This is a genomic window from Streptomyces sp. CC0208 (genome assembly GCF_003443735.1).
GTDB lineage: Bacteria > Actinomycetota > Actinomycetes > Streptomycetales > Streptomycetaceae > Streptomyces > Streptomyces sviceus.
Window position 1 is genome coordinate 5,236,169 of the sequence record NZ_CP031969.1, and the last position, 22,029, is coordinate 5,258,197.

General features: G+C 66.0%; 16 protein-coding genes and 4 pseudogenes. 9 read left to right on the top strand and 11 right to left on the bottom strand.

Features of this window, described 5'->3' with window-relative positions; all coding sequences use genetic code 11:
• The first annotated feature begins 412 nt into the window (after window positions 1–412).
• Window positions 413–11,413, top strand: coding sequence for a LamG-like jellyroll fold domain-containing protein (locus D1369_RS24120; RefSeq protein ID WP_162951033.1), 11,001 nt, complete (start codon window positions 413–415; stop codon window positions 11,411–11,413).
• Entirely contained in the window at window positions 11,410–12,078 is a 669-nt protein-coding gene (locus tag D1369_RS24125; protein ID WP_007382584.1) for a hypothetical protein, read from the top strand. The genes D1369_RS24120 and D1369_RS24125 overlap by 4 nt, the downstream gene beginning before the upstream one ends.
• A gap of 207 nt (window positions 12,079–12,285) precedes the next feature.
• Here D1369_RS24125 and D1369_RS24130 read toward each other — a convergent pair whose 3' ends face one another.
• Together D1369_RS24130 and D1369_RS24135 are read right to left on the bottom strand one after the other, a co-directional pair.
• The gene (locus D1369_RS24130; RefSeq protein WP_007382583.1) at window positions 12,286–12,594 is read right to left on the bottom strand and encodes a transposase; all 309 of its coding nucleotides are present in this window, start codon (window positions 12,592–12,594) and stop codon (window positions 12,286–12,288) included.
• Window positions 12,595–12,613: 19 nt separating this feature from the next.
• Window positions 12,614–12,945 (bottom strand): annotated as a pseudogene (locus tag D1369_RS24135) (integrase core domain-containing protein); the annotation flags it as partial.
• 167 nt (window positions 12,946–13,112) lie between these two features.
• Between D1369_RS24135 and D1369_RS43055 the strand changes: the two are divergent.
• Complete coding sequence (locus D1369_RS43055; protein ID WP_158680132.1) at window positions 13,113–13,367, top strand: hypothetical protein; 255 nt, start codon at window positions 13,113–13,115, stop codon at window positions 13,365–13,367.
• 277 nt (window positions 13,368–13,644) lie between these two features.
• On the opposite strand, the pseudogene D1369_RS43975 reads toward D1369_RS43055, so the two are convergent.
• Window positions 13,645–13,801 (bottom strand): annotated as a pseudogene (locus D1369_RS43975) (transcriptional regulator); the annotation flags it as partial.
• Between the two features lie 69 nt (window positions 13,802–13,870).
• Here D1369_RS43975 and D1369_RS43060 point away from each other — a divergent pair.
• From D1369_RS43060 to D1369_RS43065, 3 genes are all read left to right on the top strand, one after another.
• Window positions 13,871–14,458 (top strand): hypothetical protein, encoded by a 588-nt coding sequence (locus D1369_RS43060; RefSeq protein ID WP_158680131.1) that lies wholly within the window; start codon window positions 13,871–13,873, stop codon window positions 14,456–14,458.
• Between the two features lie 529 nt (window positions 14,459–14,987).
• Complete coding sequence (locus tag D1369_RS24150; RefSeq protein WP_007382581.1) at window positions 14,988–15,566, top strand: suppressor of fused domain protein; 579 nt, start codon at window positions 14,988–14,990, stop codon at window positions 15,564–15,566.
• Window positions 15,567–15,995: 429 nt separating this feature from the next.
• On the top strand, window positions 15,996–16,466 hold the full coding sequence (locus tag D1369_RS43065) for a hypothetical protein (protein ID WP_158680130.1): 471 nt from the start codon (window positions 15,996–15,998) through the stop codon (window positions 16,464–16,466).
• 264 nt (window positions 16,467–16,730) lie between these two features.
• Here D1369_RS43065 and D1369_RS24155 read toward each other — a convergent pair whose 3' ends face one another.
• From D1369_RS24155 to D1369_RS43980, 3 genes and pseudogenes are all read right to left on the bottom strand, one after another.
• Window positions 16,731–17,762 carry a hypothetical protein gene (locus D1369_RS24155; RefSeq protein WP_037900374.1) on the bottom strand — a complete coding sequence of 344 codons (1,032 nt, stop codon included), beginning with the start codon at window positions 17,760–17,762 and terminating at the stop codon, window positions 16,731–16,733.
• Window positions 17,763–17,852: 90 nt separating this feature from the next.
• Complete coding sequence (locus D1369_RS24160) at window positions 17,853–18,086, bottom strand: DUF397 domain-containing protein (protein WP_007382579.1); 234 nt, start codon at window positions 18,084–18,086, stop codon at window positions 17,853–17,855.
• A gap of 8 nt (window positions 18,087–18,094) precedes the next feature.
• Window positions 18,095–18,211: pseudogene (locus tag D1369_RS43980) on the bottom strand (transcriptional regulator); the annotation flags it as partial.
• Between D1369_RS43980 and D1369_RS44560 the strand changes: the two are divergent.
• Complete coding sequence (locus tag D1369_RS44560; RefSeq protein ID WP_272920903.1) at window positions 18,167–18,301, top strand: hypothetical protein; 135 nt, start codon at window positions 18,167–18,169, stop codon at window positions 18,299–18,301. The pseudogene D1369_RS43980 and the gene D1369_RS44560 sit on opposite strands and share 45 nt — an antisense overlap.
• Before the next feature lie 156 nt (window positions 18,302–18,457).
• Window positions 18,458–18,724: a hypothetical protein gene (locus D1369_RS24170; RefSeq protein WP_007382578.1), complete on the top strand. Its 267-nt coding sequence runs from the start codon at window positions 18,458–18,460 to the stop codon at window positions 18,722–18,724.
• 308 nt (window positions 18,725–19,032) lie between these two features.
• Here the strand turns inward: D1369_RS24170 and D1369_RS24175 are convergent, their stop codons facing one another.
• The 4 genes and pseudogenes from D1369_RS24175 to D1369_RS24190 all read right to left on the bottom strand — a co-directional run bounded on the left by D1369_RS24175 (window position 19,033) and on the right by D1369_RS24190 (window position 20,818).
• Window positions 19,033–19,227, bottom strand: a complete 195-nt coding sequence (locus tag D1369_RS24175) for a hypothetical protein (protein WP_240436093.1) — start codon at window positions 19,225–19,227, stop codon at window positions 19,033–19,035.
• Window positions 19,228–19,586: 359 nt separating this feature from the next.
• Window positions 19,587–19,724, bottom strand: a pseudogene (locus tag D1369_RS43985) (transcription termination/antitermination protein NusG); the annotation flags it as partial.
• A 41-nt stretch (window positions 19,725–19,765) separates the two neighbouring features.
• Complete coding sequence (locus D1369_RS24185) at window positions 19,766–19,975, bottom strand: DUF397 domain-containing protein (RefSeq protein ID WP_007382575.1); 210 nt, start codon at window positions 19,973–19,975, stop codon at window positions 19,766–19,768.
• Between the two features lie 6 nt (window positions 19,976–19,981).
• Window positions 19,982–20,818 carry a helix-turn-helix transcriptional regulator gene (locus tag D1369_RS24190; RefSeq protein WP_037900371.1) on the bottom strand — a complete coding sequence of 279 codons (837 nt, stop codon included), beginning with the start codon at window positions 20,816–20,818 and terminating at the stop codon, window positions 19,982–19,984.
• 216 nt (window positions 20,819–21,034) lie between these two features.
• Here D1369_RS24190 and D1369_RS24195 point away from each other — a divergent pair, with 216 nt between their 5' ends.
• Entirely contained in the window at window positions 21,035–21,451 is a 417-nt protein-coding gene (locus D1369_RS24195; RefSeq protein WP_007382573.1) for an ATP-binding protein, read from the top strand.
• A gap of 45 nt (window positions 21,452–21,496) precedes the next feature.
• Here D1369_RS24195 and D1369_RS24200 read toward each other — a convergent pair whose 3' ends face one another.
• Window positions 21,497–21,940, bottom strand: coding sequence for a hypothetical protein (locus tag D1369_RS24200; RefSeq protein ID WP_007382572.1), 444 nt, complete (start codon window positions 21,938–21,940; stop codon window positions 21,497–21,499).
• Window positions 21,941–22,029 lie beyond the last annotated feature (89 nt).

Here is a 22,029-nt window from a genome sequence, read left to right on the forward strand (position 1 = left end):
CCATGCCGGCACGGGTTCGCCGCGGCCTGTTGACCGCGCACGCGCCGGACCCGCGATCGCCACCCGGAGCATCCCGTCGGGGAAGGTCGTCGCCACCCGGGCCATCCCGACGGGGAAGGTCGTCACCGGCGGCCCGATCGCCACGTCATGCCCATTGACCCGCACGTGACCGCCTGATGCGCCCTCGTCAATGGAACCGCAAAGGTTTCCAAAAGGAGCAAAGGGGCGCCCGGAGCAAAGTGGACAGGTTCTGCAAGGAACGGTCAAACGCCACTCAAGTTCGCTCATTTGCTCTATTCACTCTTTGTTTACAACGGGCAAGATCTCTCCGTTTCCTCCGGCCTCTCTGTCAGTGACCAACTGGTGTCGGGCCCTGCCCCGTTGTGCCCATCCGAGTCCGGGAGTCCCAGCCGTGCGCGTTCGGCCCTTCAGCCGTGTCCGCTCCACCCGCCGTACACGGCGCGCCCGTCGCGGTGTCGCGCTACTCCTGCTGACCGTGTTCGCCTGCATGTGGACGACACAGTCGGCGATGGCCGCCGGGGCCGAACTGCACACGGTGGACCTCTCGTTGCCGCGTCTGTCCTCGCTCACGGCCTGGCTGAAGGACCCGCACTGGGGCCGGCTGCCGGCGCAGGAGTCGGGCACGGCGGCGGGCAAGCGGCACCATGTGCCGGCCTCGGCCACCGAGGCCCACCGGGGCGTGGGCCGTCAGCCGGGCAAGGGCAAGGGCGAGCTCTCCGCGTACCACGCGCACCAGGCGTCAGTGAAACGGGGCAGGAGCGCCGTCGGCGGCAGCGGCTTCAACGCGAAGACCAGCAAGCGGGACGCCGGCAAGTCCTCACGCACCGACACCGTGTACGACAACGCCGACGGAACGACCACCAGACGGATCTACCCCACGACCGTCAACTACCAGGTCGGCAAGGGCAGATGGGCGCCCATCGACGTGGACGTCCGGGCCGGGCCGGACGGGCGCTGGTACGAGAAGGCCAACTCCGTCGGCGTCGACCTCGCCCCGCAGGCCGATGACTCCGACCTCGTCTCCCTGGCTCCCGACGCACAGCACTCCGTCGCCTACGAACTGAAGGGCGCACAGTCCGTCAAGGGCACCGCCGACGGCTCGCGCGTCACCTACGCCGGTGTCCTCGCCGACACCGATCTCCAGGTCGCCCCCACCGCCACCGGTGTGAAGGAAGCGGTCGTCCTGCACTCCGCGGACGCCGGCAACTCCTGGACCTTCCCGCTCCACCTCAAGGGACTCACCCCGGTCCAGCACAAGGACGGCTCGATCGTCCTGCGCGACGGCGCCGGGAAGACCGTAGAGCGCATCCCTTCGTCGTACGCCTACGACTCGAGGGTCGATCCGCGCTCCGGTGACCCCACCACCACGCGCGACGTGACCACGACCCTCGTGCGGAGCAGCGGCGGCTACGCGCTGAAGATCACCCTCGACGAGGCCTGGCTGAAGGACGCGCACCGCGTCTTCCCCGTCACCGTCGACCCGACCGTCACCGACGGCTGGACGACCACCTACGCGGAGTCGGGCGCGGCCGGCGACCACTCCTACGAGCAGACGATCAAGGTCGGCTCGTACGACTCGGGCACGCACTCCGCCGCCGGTTACGTCAACCACTGGGACACCGCCTGGGACGCGAGCGGCGCTACCGTCACGTCGGCCACGCTGCACCTGTTCGACACCTGGGCCTCGACCTGCACCGCCGAACGGTTCGACGTCGCCCTGGTCACCCAGGCGTGGACGCCCGAGGGCGTCACCAGTTACCCCGGCCCGACCTACGGCTCCTCCATAGGCAACGCGACCCCGACCGTGCCCAACGCCTGCGCGAACACGGCCGCGGACCGCTCGGTGGGCGACTGGGTCAGCGTCTCCCTGACGACCTCCGCGATCCAGGGCTGGTTCAGCGGCTCCACGGCCGACCACGGCCTCGCGGTGTACGCGTCGAACAGCGACGCCCTGCACTGGAAGCAGTTCGGCTCGTTCAACGATCCCTCGCTCGGCCCCTACATCGTCGTCAACTACACCGGGAACACCGCCCCGCAGCTCTACGAGCAGTTCCCCGCCGACAACGCGGTCGTCGGCACCACCACCCCCGAACTCACCGCCTGGGCGGGCGGCGCCAACTCCAGCGGTAGCGCCGGCCAGTACCAGTTCAAGGTCTACGACGCGAACAACGCCCTGGTCGCCGACTCGGGCCTCGTCTCCACCGGCGACTGGACCGTGCCGGCCGGGAAACTGGCCTGGGGCAAGAACTACACCTGGCAGGTGCAGGCGTACGACTCCACGACCGGGCTCTACTCGCCCGCCGATCCCTACGAGCTGTCCGTCCAGGTGCCCCAGCCCGTGATCACCTCCGGGCTGTCGCAGAACAGCAGCGACCACGGCTTCGACGCGTCCATCGGCAACTACACGACCTCCGACACGGACGCCTCGATCTCGACCGTCGGCCCGTCCCTGGACGTCGAGCGCGACTACAACTCCCGTGACCCGCGCTGGACCGGCGCCTTCGGAGCCGGCTGGTCGTCCATCCTCGACGCCCGCGCCACCGAGCAGTACAACGCCGCCGGGACCGTCACCGGCGTCAACGTCACCTACCCGGACGGCTCCCAGGTCGGCTACGGCAAGAACAGCGACGGCACCTTCGCACCGGGGACCGGCCGCTGGGCCACGTTCACCACGGTCACCGGCGGCTACCGCCTGACCGACAAGGACGACACGGTCTACGCCTTCACCACCTCACTGGGTTCGGGCGGTTACGGCCTCACCACCGTCACGGACGCCAACGGCCGTGCCATCACGCTGACCTGGACCAGCGGACACGTCACCAAGATGAAGTCCGCCGTCTCGGGTCGCTCCCTGAACTTCACCTGGTCCCCGCCGACCGGCGCCCTGGCCACGCACGTCGCCACCGTCACCACCGACCCGGTCACCAACGGCGACTCCACGACCGTACTGACCTGGACCTACGGTTACTCCAGCGACCGGTTGACGACCGTGTGCGCCCCGCTGTCGACGACGAAGTGCACGACGTACGGCTACACGACCGGCTCGCAGTACCAGAACGCCTCCCTCGACCTCGACCCGAGCGCCGCCTGGCCGCTCACCGAGAGCTCCGGCACCACCGCCAAGGACGCGGTGCTCTCCAACGAGGGCACCAAGAACGCCACGTACGAGAACGTGACGCTCGGCGCGGCCGGCCCGCTCACCGGTTCCTCCTCCACCGCCGCCTCCTTCAACGGCACCACCTCCGACGTCGCACTGCCCAAGAACACCGGCAACGACACCGATTCGGGCGCCCTGTCCCTGTGGTTCAAGACCTCGGCCGGACCGGGCGTGCTCTACTCCTACGCCTCCCAACCGATCGGCTCCGGACAGGCCGCCGGCTTCTACACCCCGTCGATCTACGTCGGCACCGACGGCAAGCTGAACGCCGAGTTCTGGTACAGCGGCGGCATCAACCCGATCGTGTCCTCGGCGTCCGTGGCCGACGGCAAGTGGCACCACGTGGTGCTGAGCGCGGCGGGCAACTCGCAGTCGCTGTTCCTGGACAACACGAAGGTCGGTTCCCGCTCCGGCACCGTATCCATCAAGAGCGCGGTGGCCTTCGGCAAGAACCAGGTCTTCAACTACCTCGGCACCGGGTTCCTCGGCGGTAACTGGCCGGACGAGCCGCACAGCAGCTCCAGCGACGCCACCGGGTACGCGACGTACTTCACCGGCTCGATCGCCGACGTCGCCTGGTACGGACGGCCGTTGGTCGCCGCCGACGTCAACTCCCTCTACCAGTACGGCACCCACTCCGCGAACCTGCTCACCTCGGTCAAGCGGCCCTCGGGCAAGACCTTCGCGGCGATGACGTACGACCCGGCGACCACGACGCTGACCCAGCTCACCGACGAGAACGGCGGCGTCTGGAAGCTCGCCGCGCCCACGGTCACCGGCTCCAGCCAGACCTACCGGGGCGCGGTGCTCGGCGCGGGGCCCGCCGGTTACTACCGGCTCGGTGAAGCGGCCGGGGCGACCACGGCCGTCAACGAGGTGCATGGCGGCAACGGCACCTACAGCGCCGTGACGCTCGGCGCGACGGGCCCCTTCAGCGACGCCAAGGCCACGACCTACAACGGCAGCACCTCGTACACCGAACTGCCGACCTCCGTGCAGTTCGGCACCAGCGACCGCAGTCTCGAACTCTGGTTCAAGACCGCGAGCCAGGGCGTCATCGTCGGTGCCCAGTCGGCGGCGATATCCGGCGCGACCGCCACCTCCGGCACCTACGCGCCCCTGCTGTACGTCGGCACCGACAACAAGCTGCACGGCCACTACTACTCGGGCAGCGGCTCCGCCACGACCGCGTTCGGCTCGACCGGGACGGTCACCGACAACACCTGGCACCACGTGGCCCTCACGGCCTCCGGCGCCACCCAGACCCTGTACCTGGACGGCGTCAAGCAGGCCGCCTACTCCGGCACCCCCGCCGACCAGACCTACAACCACGTCTACCTCGGCGCCGGGTTCTCCAAGGCCTGGCTCAACTCCCCGGCGGACGTCAGCCACTTCACCGGTTCCATCGCGGACGCCGCCTTCTACCACTCGGCGCTCACGGCCGCCGACGTCGCCGCACACGTCGAGGCCGCCAGGAACTCCACCGGCCTGCTCCCCGTCGAGACGGTCAAGGTGACCTCGCCGACGACGTCCACGCTGACCTACACCTACGACGTCACCAACGGCAACCGCGCCCTGACCGAGACCGACGGCCTCGGCAACAAGACCAGCTTCGGCTACGACACGGCCGGTTTCGAGCACACCGTCACCGACCCCAACGGCGCGGTCACCACCACCGGCCACGACGTCCGCGGCAACATCGTCTCGTCCACGAACTGCCAGGACCAGGTCGCGAACAAGTGCAACACCGAGTACTACACGTACTACCCGGACGACACGACCGCCCAGCTGACCACCGCCGACCCGCGCAACGACCAGCTGCTGACCGAGCGTGACGGCCGCTCGGCGTCCGCGACCGACACCACTTATCTGACGTCGTACACCTACGACTCGGCGGGCAACCAGACCGTCGTCACCGGCCCGGCCGTGCCCGGTTTCCCGAGCGGCCGTGCGACGACCACCGTCTACAGCGACGGCACCAGCACCTACCCCTCCGCCGACGGCGGGGTGGTCCCCAAGGGCCTGCCGGTGAAGACCGTCAGCCCCGGCGGCGCGGTCAACTCGGTGTCGTACTTCTCGAACGGCGACGTCGCCTCCACCACGGACGCCATCGGTCTGGTCACGTCGTACACCTACGACGGTGTCGGCCAGGTGCTGAGCCAGAAGGTCGTCTCCGACACCTACCCGAACGGGCTCACGACCACCTACACGTACGACAAGAACGGCCAGGTGACCTCCGAGAGCGACCCGCAGATCACCGACCGCGTCCAGGGCGCCACGCACGCGGCCGTCTCCGGCACGGTCTACGACGACGACGGCGACGTCCTCTCCCAGACCGTGTCCGACGCCACGGGCGGCGACGCCTCGCGCACCGAGACACAGACCTACGACGCCTACGACCGGCTGCTGACCGAGTCCGACGCCAACGTCGCCGCGGGCACGTCCTACGGCAACACGACGACGTACACCTACGACACCTCCGGCAACAAGACCAAGGAGGTGACGAGCGCCGGCAACGAGACCGACTACACCTACGACGACAACGGCAACCTGCTCACCCAGGCCCTGATGTACACCGGCGACCCGGTCAGCCCGCAGACCGCGACCTCGCTCGTCGAGTCCTCCCGCGCCTACGACCCGGCCGGGCGGCTGGCCTCGATCACCGACGCGCTGGGCGCGAAGACGTCGTACACCTATACCGACGACGGCCTCACGGCGACGGTGAAGAAGACCAGCTCCGACGGGTCGAGCACCTACACCCTGGAGTCGGACACCTACGACGCGGCCGGCAACCTGCTCGCCCAGACGACCGACAACGGCGAGAACGTCACCCAGTACACGGTCGACGCCTCCGACCGCACGACCTCCACCACCGTCGACCCGACCGGAGTCGACCGCGTGTCGACCGTGTCGTACACGCCGGACGACCAGGTTGCGTCGGAGAACGATCACGACGCGACCGGTTATGACCGCACCACGACCGACACGTACGACGACATGGGCAACGTCCTCAGCGAGACCCTGTACGGCGACGCCTCCGGCCACCCGGCCGGCTGGTGGAAGCTGAACCAGACGAGCGGCCGCAGCGTCACCGACGCGTCCGGCACCGGCAACACCGCCACCGCCGGATCGGGCGTGACCTGGTCGGACGACGCCGCCCAGTTCAGCGGCGACACCAGCGGCAACGGCGACATCATCGCCACCAACAGCCCGGTCCTGGACACCAGCGCGTCCTACACGGTCTCCGCATGGGTGAAGCTGTCGGACACCTCGACCTTCCGCACCTTCGTCTCCCAGGGCGGCACCAACCGCTCCTCCTTCTACCTCCAGTACGCCTCCAGCACGGGCGTCTTCCGTCTCATCTCGCCCAGCCAGGACACCTCCGCCGCCCCGTCGGCGTACTACACCGCCGCCGCCTCCGGCACCCCCGCGCTGAACACCTGGACCCACCTGGTCGGCGACTTCGACGCGTCGACGGGCACCATGAGCCTGTACGTCAACGGCGCCCTCGCGGGCTCCGCCAGCAACGCCGCACCGTGGAGCGGCTCCGGCCCGCTGTCCATCGGCGGCGCGAAGACCGCCGGCGGCACCGTCAGCAACGCCGTCAACGGTGCGGTCAGCAACGTCCAGACCTACCAGCGGGCGCTGTCGGCGAGCGAGATCTCCTCCCTCTACGGCAAGGGCCGCAGTGGGGGCACGGTCGGTTCCTCGGACCAGCAGACCACCAAGTACACATACGACAAGCGCGGCCTGCCCCTGTCCGAGACGGACCCCGAGCAGCACACCACCAACTACGACTACGACGAGGCCGGCAACCTCGCCGCCACCACCGCACCGGCGGTCCAGGCGGAGGCCGACGGCACCGCCGCGAACGCCGTGACGGTCCGTCCGGTCACCTACAGCGGCTTCAACACCTTCGGCGAGGCCGTCGCCGAGAAGGACCCGAACGGCCTGGTCACCACGTCGGCGTACGACGCCGACGGCAACAAGGTCAGCGAGACCCTCCCGTCGTACACCCCCGCGGGGGCGTCGACTCCCAACGCGGGCACGACCGTCTGGACGTACGACAGCGAGGGCAACCAGACCGGCCAGACGACCCCCGGCGGCAAGACCACCTCCTACCTCTACGACCAGATGGGCGACCTCGCCCAGATCACCGAGCCCGACGGCACCAAGACCCACGCCACCTACGACGCCAACGGCGAGCAGCGCACGGCGACGGACGGCACGGGCGCGCAGACCCAGGCGACCTACGACTACCTGGGCCGCCAGATCACCTCCACCACCCTTGAGCGCTACCCGTCCACGCGCACACTGACGACGAACTACTCCTACGGCGTCACCACCGGCAACCCCTACGGTGCGCACACGGCGTCGGTGCAGAGCCCGGGCGGCGTGACGACGTCGTACGCCTACAACCGGGCGGGTGACGTCACCTCGGTGACCGACGGCGCGGGCAACTCGACCTCCTACGCCTACGACTTCGAGGACAACAACACCAAGACGACTCTGGCCGACGGCAGTTACACGGTCACCGACTACAACGTCGACGACGACCCGACGGCGACCCGCAGCTACGACTCCAACGGCACCTATCTGTACGGCACTTCGCAGCAGTACGACGGCAACGGCAACCTGGTCGCGGCGACGGACGCCAACCAGCACACCACGCACTGGACGTACGACGCGGCGGGCACGATCACCCAGCAGGTGGAGCCGGTCGACGCGACGACGTCGATCACCACGTCCTTCGGCTACGACCAGGCGGGCAACCGCACGCGCTTCACGGACGGCCGAGGCAACTCCTGGCGCTACGGCTACACCCCGTGGGGCCAGCAGGAGAAGGTGATCGAGCCGACGACGTCCCAGTACACCTCGGCCGCCGACTCCACGACGACCCTGGCCTACGACGCGGACGGCAACACCACCTCGGCCACCGCGCCCGGCGGTGTCACGACGTCGATGACGTACGACGCCAACGACCAGCTGAAGACGCTGTCGGGCTCGGGCGCGGAGGCGGCCTCGGCGAAGCACACCTTCTCCTACGACGCGGACGGCCGGGTGACGTCCGCGGACACGGACGAGGCGGGCACGACCGGCGCCGTGGACCACCAGGCGTCCACACACGACGCGTTCACCTACGACGACCGCGGTGACGTCCTGTCCGCCTCCGGTTCGGCGGGTTCGTCGAGCTTCACGTACGACAACAACGGTTCGATGCTGAGCCGGACGGACGCGGCGGGCACGCAGTCGTACGGCTACGACACGGCGGGCCGGCTGTCCTCCCTGGACGACGCGGCGAGCGGCACCCATCTGACGTACACCTACGACCAGTTGAACAACGTCAAGACCGTCAAGTACGGCAGCACCGGCCAGACCCGCACGCTCAACTACAACAGCGCGCACGAACTGTCCAGCGACGTCCTGGTGCAGGGCGCCTCGACCCTGTCGAGCTTCACCTACGGCTACGACAACAACGGCAACCTGACGTCGAAGACGACCGCGGGCGTGACGGGCGCGTCGGCGAACACGTACACCTACGACTGGTCGGACCGCCTGACCTCGTGGAACAACGGCACGACCACGACGGCGTACCAGTACGACGCCTCGGGCAACCGGGTACGGGTCGGCTCGGACGTGTACACGTACGACGCCCGGGACCAGCTGACCTCGGACGGCACACACGCGTACACCTACTCGGCGCGCGGCACGATGACGCAGGAGTCGTCCACGGCTGGCGGCACGGTCGGGTACAGGACGGACGCGTTCGGCGGCCAGATCGTGGCCGGCGCGCAGTCGTACACGCTGGACGCCCTGGGCCGGAACATCACCGACACGGACACGGGTGCGTCCACGACCCGGACCTTCACCTACTCGGGCGCGGACAACACGATCGCGACGGACGGCGACGCGTCGTACACCTACGACCCGTCGGGCGGCCTGGTCGGCGTGAAGCAGACGGGCGCCTCATCGGGAGCCCTGGCCCTGACGGACCTGCACGACGACGTGGTGGGCACCTTCACGTCCGGTGCCACCTCACTGTCGGGCTCGGCGACGTACGACCCGCTGGGCAAGGTGACGTCGGTGGCCTCGCTGATCGGTCACCTGGGCTTCCAGTCGGGCTGGACGGAACCGGGCACCGGTGATGTGGGTACGGCCTCACGCTGGTACAGCCCGGCGACAGGCGAGTTCCTGAACAAGGACAGCGTGTCGCTGAGCCCCACGCCGGATTCGGTGGCGGCGAACCCGTTCGCGTACGTCGACGACAACCCCATGGTGGGCACCGACCCGTCAGGTCACTGCTCCATGTGGAGCCTCTCGTGCGATGTGCAGGCCGTAAAGCACGTGGCCAAGAAGGTCAAGCATGCGGCGAAGGCCGTGTACCACGCGGCCAAGCACGTGGCCCGCAAGGTCGTGCACGCGGTCAAGCACGCGGCGCACAAGGTGGTGCACCAGGTGCGGGACGTGTACCGGGCGACGCAGCGGGTGACGCGGCGGGTCTACCACTACACGGCCCGGCACGTGAAACGCATCTACCACGCGTCGGTTCACGCGGTCCATACGGCGTATCACAAGGTGTCGAAGGTCGCGCACCGCGTGGTCCACGCGGTGAAGAAGGCGGCGCACAAGGTCGCCCACGCGGTGAAGAAGGCGGCGAAGGCGGTCGCGCATGCGACGCGTACCGCGTATCACGCGACGGTCAAGGCGGTGAAGACGACCGCGAAGTTCGTGAAGAACCACGCGGCGGCGATCACGTCGATCGTGGTCTCGACGGCGGTCTTCGCGGGCTGTGAGGCGGCGACGTGGGGCGTGGGCACGATCGGCTGCGCGGCCTTGGCGGGCGCGGCGGGTTCCCTGGTCGAGCAGGGCTTCAAGTGCGCGGACAACGGCGGCAGCGACTGCAGTGTCGGAGCCTTCGCGGGCTCGGCGGTCGAGGGCGCGGTGGCCGGTGCGGTGGGCGGCGCGCTGGGTTCCCTGGGCGGCAAGCTCCTTGCCAAGGCGGCACCGAAGGCGATGGAGGTCGTCGGCGGGCTGTTCGGCAAGGGCGCGACCGAGGCCGGGGAGGCCGGGGCGGCGGACGCCACGGACGAGGCGGCTTCGGCGGCGGAGTCGGAGGGGGCGGGGTCGAGGTCGCAGTCCCATTCGTCGGAAGACGGGGGCGGGAGTTGCCCGATCCCGCACAGCTTCACCGGCGCGACGCGGGTGCTGCTGGCCGACGGTTCGACGAAGGCGATCGAACAGGTGAAGGTGGGCGACACGATCGCCAACTCGGTGCCGGGCGTGGCGGGTACGCAGGCGCACAAGGTCACCGCGGTGATTGTGACGCACACGGACCATGACTTCGTGGACCTGACGGTGAAGGCGACGGCCGGCTCCACTGCCAAGCAGAGTGCGAAGGCTGGAGCGAAGTCGCTGGCCAAGAAGGTTGCCCGCAAGGCGGCGTTCGGCCTGGCGGCATCGGCGGCGGTGCTGGGTGCGCTGGGGGCGAGTCACAGCCACGGTGCCGCTCAGGGGCCGACGACCAAGACGGTCGCGGCGGTCTCGTCCTGGCAGAGTGCCAAGGCGGCTGCCGGTACCACCTCCGATGCGCGGGGTGCGCACCTGGTGACGACCTTCCACCACCCGTTCTACGACGAGACCGAGTCGGCGTTCGTCGACGCGAAGGACCTGAAGGCTGGCGACGTCCTCCAGACGCCGACGGGAACGGCTGAGATCACCGGTGTCCGGCTGTACCACGCGAACACCACGACGTACGACCTCACCATCGGTACCCTCCACACGTACTACGTGGAGGCTGGCGACACACCGGTCCTGGTCCACAATTGCAGCGGAGGCGTTGCTCCGAACGGCGCCGCCTGTGCGTGCAATGGATCAACGGATCCGTCGAACGAGGACCTGATCCAGTCGATTGCCACCCGGGCCGAACGTAAGGTGGGAGGCAGTGGAGCCGTCAAGGGAACTGCGAAGCACGCCTATGCGGACAAGCTGCTGCAGCGATATCAGGGGATCTACGGGAATCGTGGACTCGTGACCGAGCAGAGCTACCTTGGCGGTGCGCCGGTTGCGCGAGGGACTGCTGGCAGTGCTCGGCCGGACGTCTATGACCCGGCCGAGGGGATCGTGTACGACTATAAATTCGTGATGAAGCCTGGGCGAGGAATCGGCAAATGGCAAGCGGATAAGAATGCCAACAATGTGCCTGGCGTGAATCTGACGATAGAGGTGAATCCATGAGCAAGTCCGAAGCGCCAACCGCCAAACGCGTCACCTCTGACTGGATGTCAACTCTTCCTGGCTTTGCGGCATGGCGCCCCTTGCGACTGCTCCGACGTATCGGTCCCGTCGTTCAGGGCGTTACTCTGGACCGCACAACGAGTGGAGACGGGTACTTTCCGACCGTGCACATTCATGCACTGGTTCGGGAGTTCCCGGTGGTCACACTGACGCTTGGCCAACGCCTGATAACTCCCTCTGGCGTTCAGGAGAGCATCCCGTTCGCGCTCCACTCCACTGAGTTTGGATCAGCTGCTCAGCGACTCATTGCACAGAGCGAGCTGTCACTGGAGGAGCCGCCGAGCATTTCGGAAATCGTCAATTCGCTGTACGAGTATGTGGCCGTGCAGCAAGATAAGGGGCTTCCTCCGGCAGTGAGAGAGCTGGAGGACGGAATTCTTGTCGCTGCGGCGGTCGGAGAGCGATCGCTCGTAGAGCGCGGGCTTGACTTGGCTCGCCAGATGGCGAATGTATGGCCCAAGTCCCGGCTTCCATTGGACTGGCAGGGGAGCGACGTCTGGTTGACCGGCCTGGAGCAACGCGTCGATGACTCCTCCGGCCTACAGGATGTAGTTGAGAGGCAGGTCGCCTTTCATAAACTGGCAAAGGTTCCGGATGCTCAATGAGTCGTTTTCATCCTGAATAGTCAGCCCTGGATCGACCTCGATTCGTCAGCGGTGATCCCTGCCTGGCGAGACGGTGGCTTCGCCCCGTTTGTTCCGTTGGTGGGCGGGTGGGGCCGTCGCGTGTCGCTGCGGCTGCGCAGCGTTCCACGGGTCCGGAGACTGCGGGTGTGGTTCTTCCTGGTTCTCGTCGGGACGGTTCTGTGCTGGTCAGGTGGTCTGGGGCAGGCTGGTGAGCCGGTTCCAGGCGAGGGTGAACGCGGTGACCCAGGGCCAGGACGCGTCGAGGCGGAGGTGCCGGATGCGGGCGTGGTGTGCGAGGCGGCCGGCCTGGTGATAGATCCGCATCCGCATGGTCTGGGGCTCGGCGTCGGCGAGGCCGTTCTGGTCGTGGAGGGCAAGGAAGCGGAGCCAGGCGTCGAGGTCGGCCGCGAGCATCCAGCTACGGTTTGTCGTCCAGGACTTGGCTGGCAGGTTGTGCCGGCCCATGGCCTTGTTCGTGCGGACGCGGTGAACCACCCCGGGTTTGTCGGAGACTCTAAAATGTGGCTGTGACCTGGGGTTTCTGGGTCGTCTGGTAGTGGCTGGCTTCGTATTCGGCGGGTGGGACGTGGCCTATCTCACCGTGCAGGCGGCGGAAGTTGTACCAGTCGATCCATTCGGCGGTGGCCAGCTCGACCTCGGCCAGGGTCTTCCAGGGCCGCTGGGGTTTGATCAGTTCGGTCTTGTAGAGGCCGATCGTGGATTCCATCAGGGCGTTGTCGTAGGCGTCGCCGACCGAGCCGATGGAGGCGGCGATGCCGTCGCGGTCCAGGGCTCGGCGAGCTTGAACGACGTGTATTGGGAACCGGCATCCGAGTGATGGATCAGCGGACCTCAGACTCGATGATTGACGAGGCCAGGCGGCAAGCTGGGACGGCTTCGTATCATGGTCGTCAGGCTGTATGGGAAGTTCCGAGTGACGCGGTGAAGGCTCAGGCGCTGCGATGGCTTGATGATGCCGGTGTGTCGACTATTAACATAAGGGTGGCACCGAGATGAATCTTGATCCGATCATTGTGGCAATGGTTAGCTGCGTCCAGATGCTTGACACGGCGGAAGCCGATGAGGTGGATCCGAGCTTTGCTGTGAAGGTTCAACAGGTAATGGGAGAATATCTACAGGAGATTCCCCGATCGGACGAGCCGGAATTGCGTGCGATGCTGCTGCGTATCGCGGGCAATATTTCGGCGGGAGAGCCGGATATAGCCAGGCATTTGAGGCGATGGGCTGGTAATCTCAGCGAGTCGTGAATCGGCCAAAATTCTTAGATGTGGAAGGCGTGGCCCTGAGGGGGCCTGTGGAAAGTTTGGAAAGCTCCGGAGCGTCGGAGACCATGGTCGATCCCCCGGCGAACGAGGACACGCTTTTCTAGGTTTCCAGCGTTCATCGTTCACGATGTGCCTGAGACGGGAAACGGATAAGGCGGTGACTCAGACGGAGAAGGAAGGGGTTGGAGCAAGGTGCTTCATCCCGGCCGACCAACAGACGACCAGCCGGCGCGTGATCAGTTGTTGACGTTCAACGTCGCACGTGCAGGAAGTCCACGTCCCAGTGGTGGGCCGCGTGGTGCTCCAGCTCGGCCAGTCCAGGAATGCGGTGGGCAGCAGTCCCCGTACTCCTCCCACCAGCCGAGTGTCCGATCGGCACCCATCGCAGCCAGGGCATCGACGAACTCGCCGTCTGAGCTATTGGCATCCATATGTGAGGTCGAGGGCCGGTTCTAATGGCTCCGAAGCCGTAACTGCAGTGACGGATGGCCCACTTTTTGATCAAAGGGGAGAAAATGCCTTCCAGTGGACGGCAGATTCATCTTCTCTTGTTGCCTGAAGATGAGGACCAAGTGCTGCAGGCGATTCAAGAAAAGTTTCCAGAAGTGAAACTTGTCGCCAATGTGCCATGGGTTGATGAGAGAACTCCCCCGGTGCGCGATTCGGTCGGGAACTGCGGGACTATTGCGACCATTTGGAATCCCATTCTGCACCCCAGATTGCCTGTAGGTGTCGGCCCCAACGGTATAATCACGGGACCGGGGGTCGGTCCTGTGGTTCAATGGGTGAGGAGTTTGGAGAAAAATACCGGAATTCTCGAATGTGGGCGTTGGGCGGCAGGGTTCAACAAGGAGAGGGATCCGGAAATGGCTTATTTCGTCGAGTCTCTATGGAGATTGCTGAACCGCTTCACTAGCAATCGGATGGTGCGCACAAGAGGGGCAGGTCTAGATGCTCCGGCCGTCGCTCCGGAGCGTCGTTTCAGAGTGGGTGAGATGGCTGCTGAGCGGGCGCTGCAAGGCGCGTTGACTCTGCGTGCAGGAGCGATGTATTTGCGCCCCGATGCTCCCTGAAGCATTGATCCGTCAGAATGTAGCGAGCTCGCCCGACATGGTGACTGTCGAGGTGTGGAATCCCTCATATCGGCACTCGAAGGTCTCACTGTCCGAAGTATTGGACGTGTACCGGTCGATTCCTTTGAGTGCGTCTATCGGTCTGACCTTGGCCGATGGGGAGGACGACTGTGTGATCGTGACAGTGGAACCAGGTTTCTCCACAGTCACGACCCTTCGGAACCGGACCTTCTATAATCTTCGGATGTCAGACGACTTGGACGAGGTGGGAATCATGGTGGCTGGTGAGGAGATCGGGTGGCCGAAGGGGTGTCTACTTCCCCGAGAGATGGGTATCCAGGTTCTCCTTGAGGGGGGCGATCGAGAGTCGATGTGGTCTCGGCGTGGATGGGTTGAGCAGTAGGTTCACCCACGAATTCTCGAACCACATCCATTTTTCGTCCGCGCTCGGTCGGCAGTCGATCGCAACATCATGCGGGGACGGAAAAGAGGTGATGAAGTACTTTTCGCAGTATGGGATGATCGCACGGTGAGCGATGCGAGGCCGCTGGCCGCGAAGGCCGTTGAATCACACGTCCGGGCGTTCTTCATGGGGCACGACGTGGAGGTTGTCGACTACGACCTCGGGCCGGAACGGCGAGAGGCAGTGCCCGATCTGAGAGTTCTCGTTGTGGAGCCCGGCCCCCGCAGCGACAGCTGGGCCTTTGTGACCGCCGGGTGCTGGGCCTCGATGGAGGGGAACGGTCACGGACTTGAGTTCGTCATGACCGCGCCCGTCCGCGACCAGCGGTTCATCGACCTTATGGCGATGATCGCCCACTACCACTGCGGAGGGCATCAACTCGCCCTGGAGCACAGCATGCCCATCGGTGAACCGTGGGTGCCGGGTTCGACCTGCGAGCACCTGCTGGTTAGCCTGCCGTATCTCCACGGCCCCGACCTTGAACACTGCCCGCTGCCTGGAGGACACGCCCGCATCCTGTGGATCCTGCCGGTGACAACCGCCGAAATCGAGTTTCGTAGGCGCCACGGGCACGAGGCGCTGGAGCAGCTCTTCGACGAGGCAGAGATCATCCCCACAAATCCCTTCCGGGCATCGGTCGTATGAGTTCCCCGCAGAGGCCGGTGAGGACGAGACGGGGCCTCCTGCAGGATCGGCCTTCCGAAGTATCTGCGATGAGTTCCACTGGGCCCTGTCGAAAAGGCCAGAGTTGACCCTCGGTGGGAAGCGGTTCCGAGGCATGAATGGCTAAGTCAATACCCCTCCTGAAAATTTAGTATGAGCTGGGACGCGTGGGTTCGCGTGCGCCGGCTCTGTTCGCAGCGAAAACAAATGGGTGATGAGAGAGACATGGGTATTCAGAGTGGCGACGCAGTAATCTTCTCTTGTGAGCAAGCGAATGCTCGAGGGATGATCGCACTTGAGCGATGCGAGGCTGACCGCGAAGGCTGACGTTGTTCTAGTCCGGAATCACCGTACGAACTTGATCTGGATGATCCGTCCGCAGATCATCGGAAACTCTGAGTGGAGGTTCTTGTGAATGACGTTATCCCTTGGGTCGGGATTGAGGGCGTCCATTTTGGCTCGTTGAGAAAGGATGTTCGTGAGAGGCTGGGGGATTGTTCTTCTTTCGAAAGAAGCCCAGGTGATTCGCTTATTGACTACTATCCTTCGATGGGGCTAATGCTGCACTTTGACAGAGCTGACCGCCTAGATTTTATCGAAGCGACAGTTGAATCCGAGCTTTCATTTTCTGGAATTAATCTCTCCGGAAGGCCTTTTGGTGAAGTCTTGGATGAATTGCGTTCAAATTCAATTGACTTCGTTCTTGATGGCGCCGGATGTGTCCTGACTGGGTATGGAATTGAGCTATATACTCCGGCCCCTGATGAACTTGATATTGATGTAGTAGGGGTGGCTCTGAGGGGTCTTATGGATAGTCGAGATAGCTCCGACGCTTCGGATGTCGTGATCGATCCTCCAGTGAGCGAGGACACGCTTTTCTGACGGGCCGCGCGGTCATTGGTTCTCAAGGCGGCGAGGAAGGTATCGAAGCTCTCGGCGTCGCTGATCGCCATCCGGGGTTCCAGTTGGCTAGACGGAACCGGCCACAGGCGACGTCGGCACGCTGGTACCACCTCAAAGTCGGTGCCCTCCATGTAGCGCTTCAGCTCGCGGAGGACCGCACGTGCCTGTAGATCTCGCTGTGGCCTCGTCCAACAGCCCCGGTGGCACCGCCGTTACGCGCGCGCCATGCCCCCTGGGCACGAGCTACTGGATGCTCCAGCGGTGCGGGTGCTCGGGATCGTTGGGACAGGCGAACACGTTCAGCTCACCCCAGCGGCCCACAGTGACCTCCGTGGGGGTGGCGCCCCGGTGAGTAGGCAGGTTCTGGTCCTCCAGCGGTTTCCAGCTGCCGCTGCCGCCGTCCCATTCCGAGCTGTCGATCGTCAGCAGCAGGTGCATCGGTGTCGCGCAGGTCAGGCAGTCCATGGAGTACGGGTCGGTCGTGTGCCAGGAGGCAAAGCCACCCACACGCCATCCGGGCGGGATGGACAGGTCGTACTGGTAGCCGAGCGGCTCTGTCGCGCTTTCGTCCGACCTCTGCTCCGCTTCCTCCTCAAGGGCCTCCTCCCAAGCGTCGATCCGGGCGCACAGTTCCTCGGGCAGAAGGCCGGCGAACGGGTAGGTGACCACCTGCTCCGGGTGCAGCACACAGGGTTGGGGCACGAAGCCGTCGGCCCCGACGACCAGCGGCTGCGGGGGCTCGTTCAGTACCTCACCGACTTCCCACGACCGCCGCCAGCGCAGGTGCAGCGCCAGGTCGTACCGACCCGGGCCGTGCGCGTCGAAGGGACACCAGAACACTTGGAGCAGATCGCAGTCGCCCGGCTCCGTCGGCAGGTCGGGCACATCCCGCCGGTACAGCTGCGCGAGGCCGATCATCGGCAGCGGGTCGGTGTCGGACGCCCCGGGGATCCGGTGCTCCCGGTGCAGCTCACCCAGGAGCTCCCGTTCCTCGTCCGTCGGGCCGGGAGCTTCCTCGCGGGACCACGCGGAAGCCAGAACCTGCCGATAGCGGCGGATGTCGGCCGGGCGTCGACCACGCCCACGGCCGTGAACCTCGCCGCACATCGGCCACGGCTCGTCCGCCGGCCACAACATCGGACCGCCCACGGAGCTGGCCGAAAGCTCTGGTCTTCCCGGCCGGGGATGGAGCCGAGTCGTCGTCCCCCGAAAAGCGGCCAGTTCCGGGAAGAGCGCCTCGACATCGAGAGGGCGCGGGGGCGTGGTCCTCGTCATGAAGGCGACTTTAGACGCCTGACATCCCCAGTCACCGAACACCCCAGGCAGCTCCCTCATTACCTTCTTGGTGGGCCTGCATGACGTTCGTCAACCGGTGTGTTGCTGACAACGGGTTTTCTGGGCGACGTTCTGCAATGACGTGGACTTGAGGGCCGTGAGGAAGGTGCTGAAGGCCGCGGTGGGGAAGGCGAGAGTGCCGTGGGCGGGGTTCTTGGAGTCGCGTACGGCCATGTGGGCTTGACGGTTCGCTATCTCCACGCATGCGTTGCCGTCGCCGCTGCCCGAGTAGGAGGACTTCCGCCAGTTGTCGGGGGTGTTCACCGGGTGCCTCACAGTTCCTTGGCCAGTCCGTGGATGAGGTCACGCGACCGTGCGGGGTCGAGTGACGCCCCCTCCACTCTATGGAAGAGCGTCCGAAAGACGCCGAGTTGGGCCTCGGAGCCAAGCTCCTTGCCAAGGCGGCGCCGAAGGCGATAGAGGTCGTGGGCGGCCTGTTCGGGAAGGCGGCGGAGGCGGGGGAGTCGGGGGCGGGCTGATGCCACGGACGAGGCTGCGGCTCAGGCGGAGTCGGAGGGGGCGGGGTCGAGGTCGCAGTCCCGGTCGGGTAGTTGCCGGGTTTCTCAGAAACACAGCTTCACGGGATCGCCCCAGGTGCTGATGGCAGACGGCACGACCAAGGCGATCGGCTGAAGGTGGGCGATACGATCGCCAACTCCGTGCCGGGGCTTGCGGGCACGGAGGCGCACAAGGTCACTGCGGTGATCCTGACGCACACGGACCATGACTTCGTGGACCTGACGGTGAAGGCGAGGGCCGGCTCCGCTGCGAAGCAGAGCGTGAAGGCGGGGGCGAAGTCGCTGGCCAAGAAGGTCGCCCGCAAGGCGGCGTTCGGGTTGGCGTCCCTCTCTCAGGTCGAAACGTCGGTGCCTTCCTCCGTGCCCATCACCGCAGTGGTCTGACCGCCCTGGGCTCGAGGGTGCGACAAGGAGTGGATTACCCGAGTGCGGTCCGCCGGCCTCGGCAGGTCGCTTGCGCCCTCTTGGTTGATCCCAACTAATTCCCGCCCCCGATAAGACCGTAGGACCGCAGGCCCTTTTCCAGAACGGCCAGGAAGTTTTCCGGTTCGGTTGGAGCGGCCACCACTCGGCCAGTCCGGCCCGTCTGATCCGTTCGCGGAACAGTGCTCTGCCGCGCTTCAGAAGCAACAGGAACGTGCTCGCATCCTTAGCGAAAGGCCGCTGCTGGGAGGCGGGCGGCAGGTGCGGGATCAATCGCTAACGTTCAACGCCGCGTACTCATCCACGCGGAGCCCGGCCAGCACTGAGCGGAGCCGATCCAGTACTGCAGCGCGATCGAGACTCTCCTTGATCTCCAGGTCGAGATGACAGCGTCCCATCCCACCGCCCGCGCCCGTGATCTCGCCGTCGGGGCCGAACGCGGCGTCCAACGCCTCGACAAGCACCGCGGGTCTCTCCTCTGCCCCGAGAACCATATCGATCCGGACTAGCCCCAGTTGACTTGGCGGCAGTCGCGTCGGAAGGACTCTTCCACGCCGGCCCAATCTTCCACGGGTTCGCCGATGCAGTTGATCTGCATGGCGGGATCGTCGGCAACGCGGATCATCACTCCACTTGAGTCAGTGGGTTCTTCGGTGGATTCATCGATATCGGCCAATTTGTCGACCCGGATGTAGCGGCCCGTATCGTAGCCAGAGATGATCCGTCCCACGACCCCGTAGTACTGCCTTGCACCCTTATGTGCGGCGATGGCTATTGAGCGGTCGTGAACTGCTGTCACCTGTAGCTCATTTGGTGGGCCCGTGAAGGAGAGTTCGACCGGAGCGTGGCGGCCGAATAGCTCGATCACCCCCTTGACCTTCTGCGACGGGGTGTCGATCTCGGTGACCGTCGCTCGCAGTGTCGCGAACGGGCCATCCGTGATGGTGACGGAGGCTCCCACGGCGATGTCTGGGGCCGGCATGGGCGGCGCTCCTCCCGGTCTCAGTTCGTCTCCACCGCGGCGTGCAGGTGTCCCGTATCTGTCCGGACGGTCTCGACGAAGGCGGCGAAGGCTCCCGTCCGGAACGTGAGCGTGGCCCGGCTCGGGGTCTTGGAGTCGCGTATGGATACGTGGGTGGGGGAGTTCGCGATCTCCACGCACTCGTTGCCGTCGTCTGGGCCTGAGTGGGACGACTTCCGCCAGTTGTCCATGAGGCATCACAGCTCTCTCGTCAGCCGGTTGATGAAGTCACGCGACCGTTCGGGGTCGAGTGACACGGCTTCCACTTTACGAAAGCGGGTTCGAAAGGCGCTGAGTTGTGCTTGGGAGTCGATGAAGGCCGATCCCTGGGGTACGTCTCGTACGACCGTGTCCAGCTTGGGCACAGGCCCGCCCACGTACGTCATCGTGCTGGCTGCTCTGGCGAAGCCGTCCAGGTCGAAGGGGAGTACGCGCACGGTGACGTTGCCCGCTCCGGACAGTTCCAGGAGTCTGGCGAGCTGGGTCCGGGAGACGGCGCGGTCGCTGACCCTGATGCGTAGGGCCGACTCGTGGATCACCAACTCGTAGGGAATGGTGATCTCCTGGCCGGCCATTCGGTGGCGGACCCGCAACTCAAGTTCATCGTCGGTCAGTTCAGGCACCCTCGCGGAGAAGACGGCGCGAGCGTAGTCCTCCGTCTGCAACAGGCCGGGCACGTACAGGATCGCGACGTCACGCCGGAATGAGGCGTGGTGGTTCAGTTCGGACAGGTCCAGAAACGACGTGGGCAACAGCCCCCGGTACTCCTCCCACCACCCGCGTGTCCGGTCGGTGGCCATCGCCACCAGGGCGTCGACGAAGTCCTTGTCCGTACAGGCGTAGTGGGACGCGAGGCGGCGTACCCGTTCCTCGCTCACCCCCACGAGTCCGGATTCGATGTGGCTCATCTGTACCCGGTTCGCCCCCAGCAGTGCCGCCGCCTCGACGGCGGTGAGGCCTGCCGCTTCGCGGAGCCTGCGCAGTTCGAGCCCCAGGCGCATTTGACGTGCGGTTGGTTCGCGCCTCTGGACCATCAATTGCTCCTCGTCCGGGGGTGATTACGGGATCAGCTTGCGTGGGGTTACAGGTTACCCCTACCGTCAGTGACGCGACGCACACACTGCGGCATGCCGGGATCCCGGAAGCGCACCGCTCCGTCCTGCCAGGGCGGCTGCGGCACTGCCACCGCCCGCCGTTGCCCGCCGCTCCCCGGTCCTCCGAGACCCCCACCCCAGAACCGGAGTCGACGCATGCCCGAAACCGACCCCCAGCAGCCCTGGGAGTACACCCTCCACATCCCGAACGACCCCCGAGCCGTCACCGTCTGCCACCGCACCCTGCGCCTGATCCTCACCATGCACGGCCTGATCACCCTCGTCGACGTCGCCGAGCTCCCCGCCACCGAGCTGGTCTCCAACGCCGTACGCCACACCAAGGGGCCCGTGGCCCTGCGTGTGCAGTGGTCGCCCGGCGTGCTGCGCATCGGCGCCTGGGATGCCGACCCCGAGCCCCCTGAACCGCCGAACGCGTGGGAGCAGGTCGCCGAGTCGGAAGGCGGCCGGGGCCTGGCCCTGGTGCGGGCCTGCGCCGATCAGTGGGGCTGGCAGCCGCTGTCCAGGCATGGACGTCGGGGCAAGTACGTATGGTGCGCGTTCGCCGCTGCCTGAAATAGAGGACCTTTCTCGGTCAGCACCTCAGCACTCCAGTGCGCCTCAGCGCGTCACCGGCAACGCCCCCACGAACCGCGGCCCATCCCCCCGATGCTGCACCGGAAACGTCACCTTCAGCCCCTGCTCCTGCCCCGCCACCGACAGTTGCGTGACGAACTGCAGCCCCAGGAAGGCCTTCTTCGAACCGCCCGTCGAGACGTACGGACGCGGCAGGTTCAACAGCAACTTGCCCGGTCTGCCGCCGCGGTTGCCGTCGAAGAACAGGACTCTCTGGTCGGTCAGGACGATGTACATGGGGCGTGGAGTGACCGTCGCCATCACCGTTCCGGCGCTCAACACGCCCACCACGGCAGCCGTCAAGGCCTGCTTGCGGACGGAGACCGAGCCGACGCCGGCGAGGGAGGTGAGTTCGATCCGCTCGTTCTGGAGGAGCAACGGGGCTGCCGCCTCCAGGAGTTGGCGGTTACGACGGGCGTTCAGCGACATGGAGTGGCCTTCCGGAAGGGTGGGCGGAAAAGTGCGAACGGTATGACGTCCCAGTGAACGGGAGTTGGCCGGAAGGTCTGTCGGCAGTC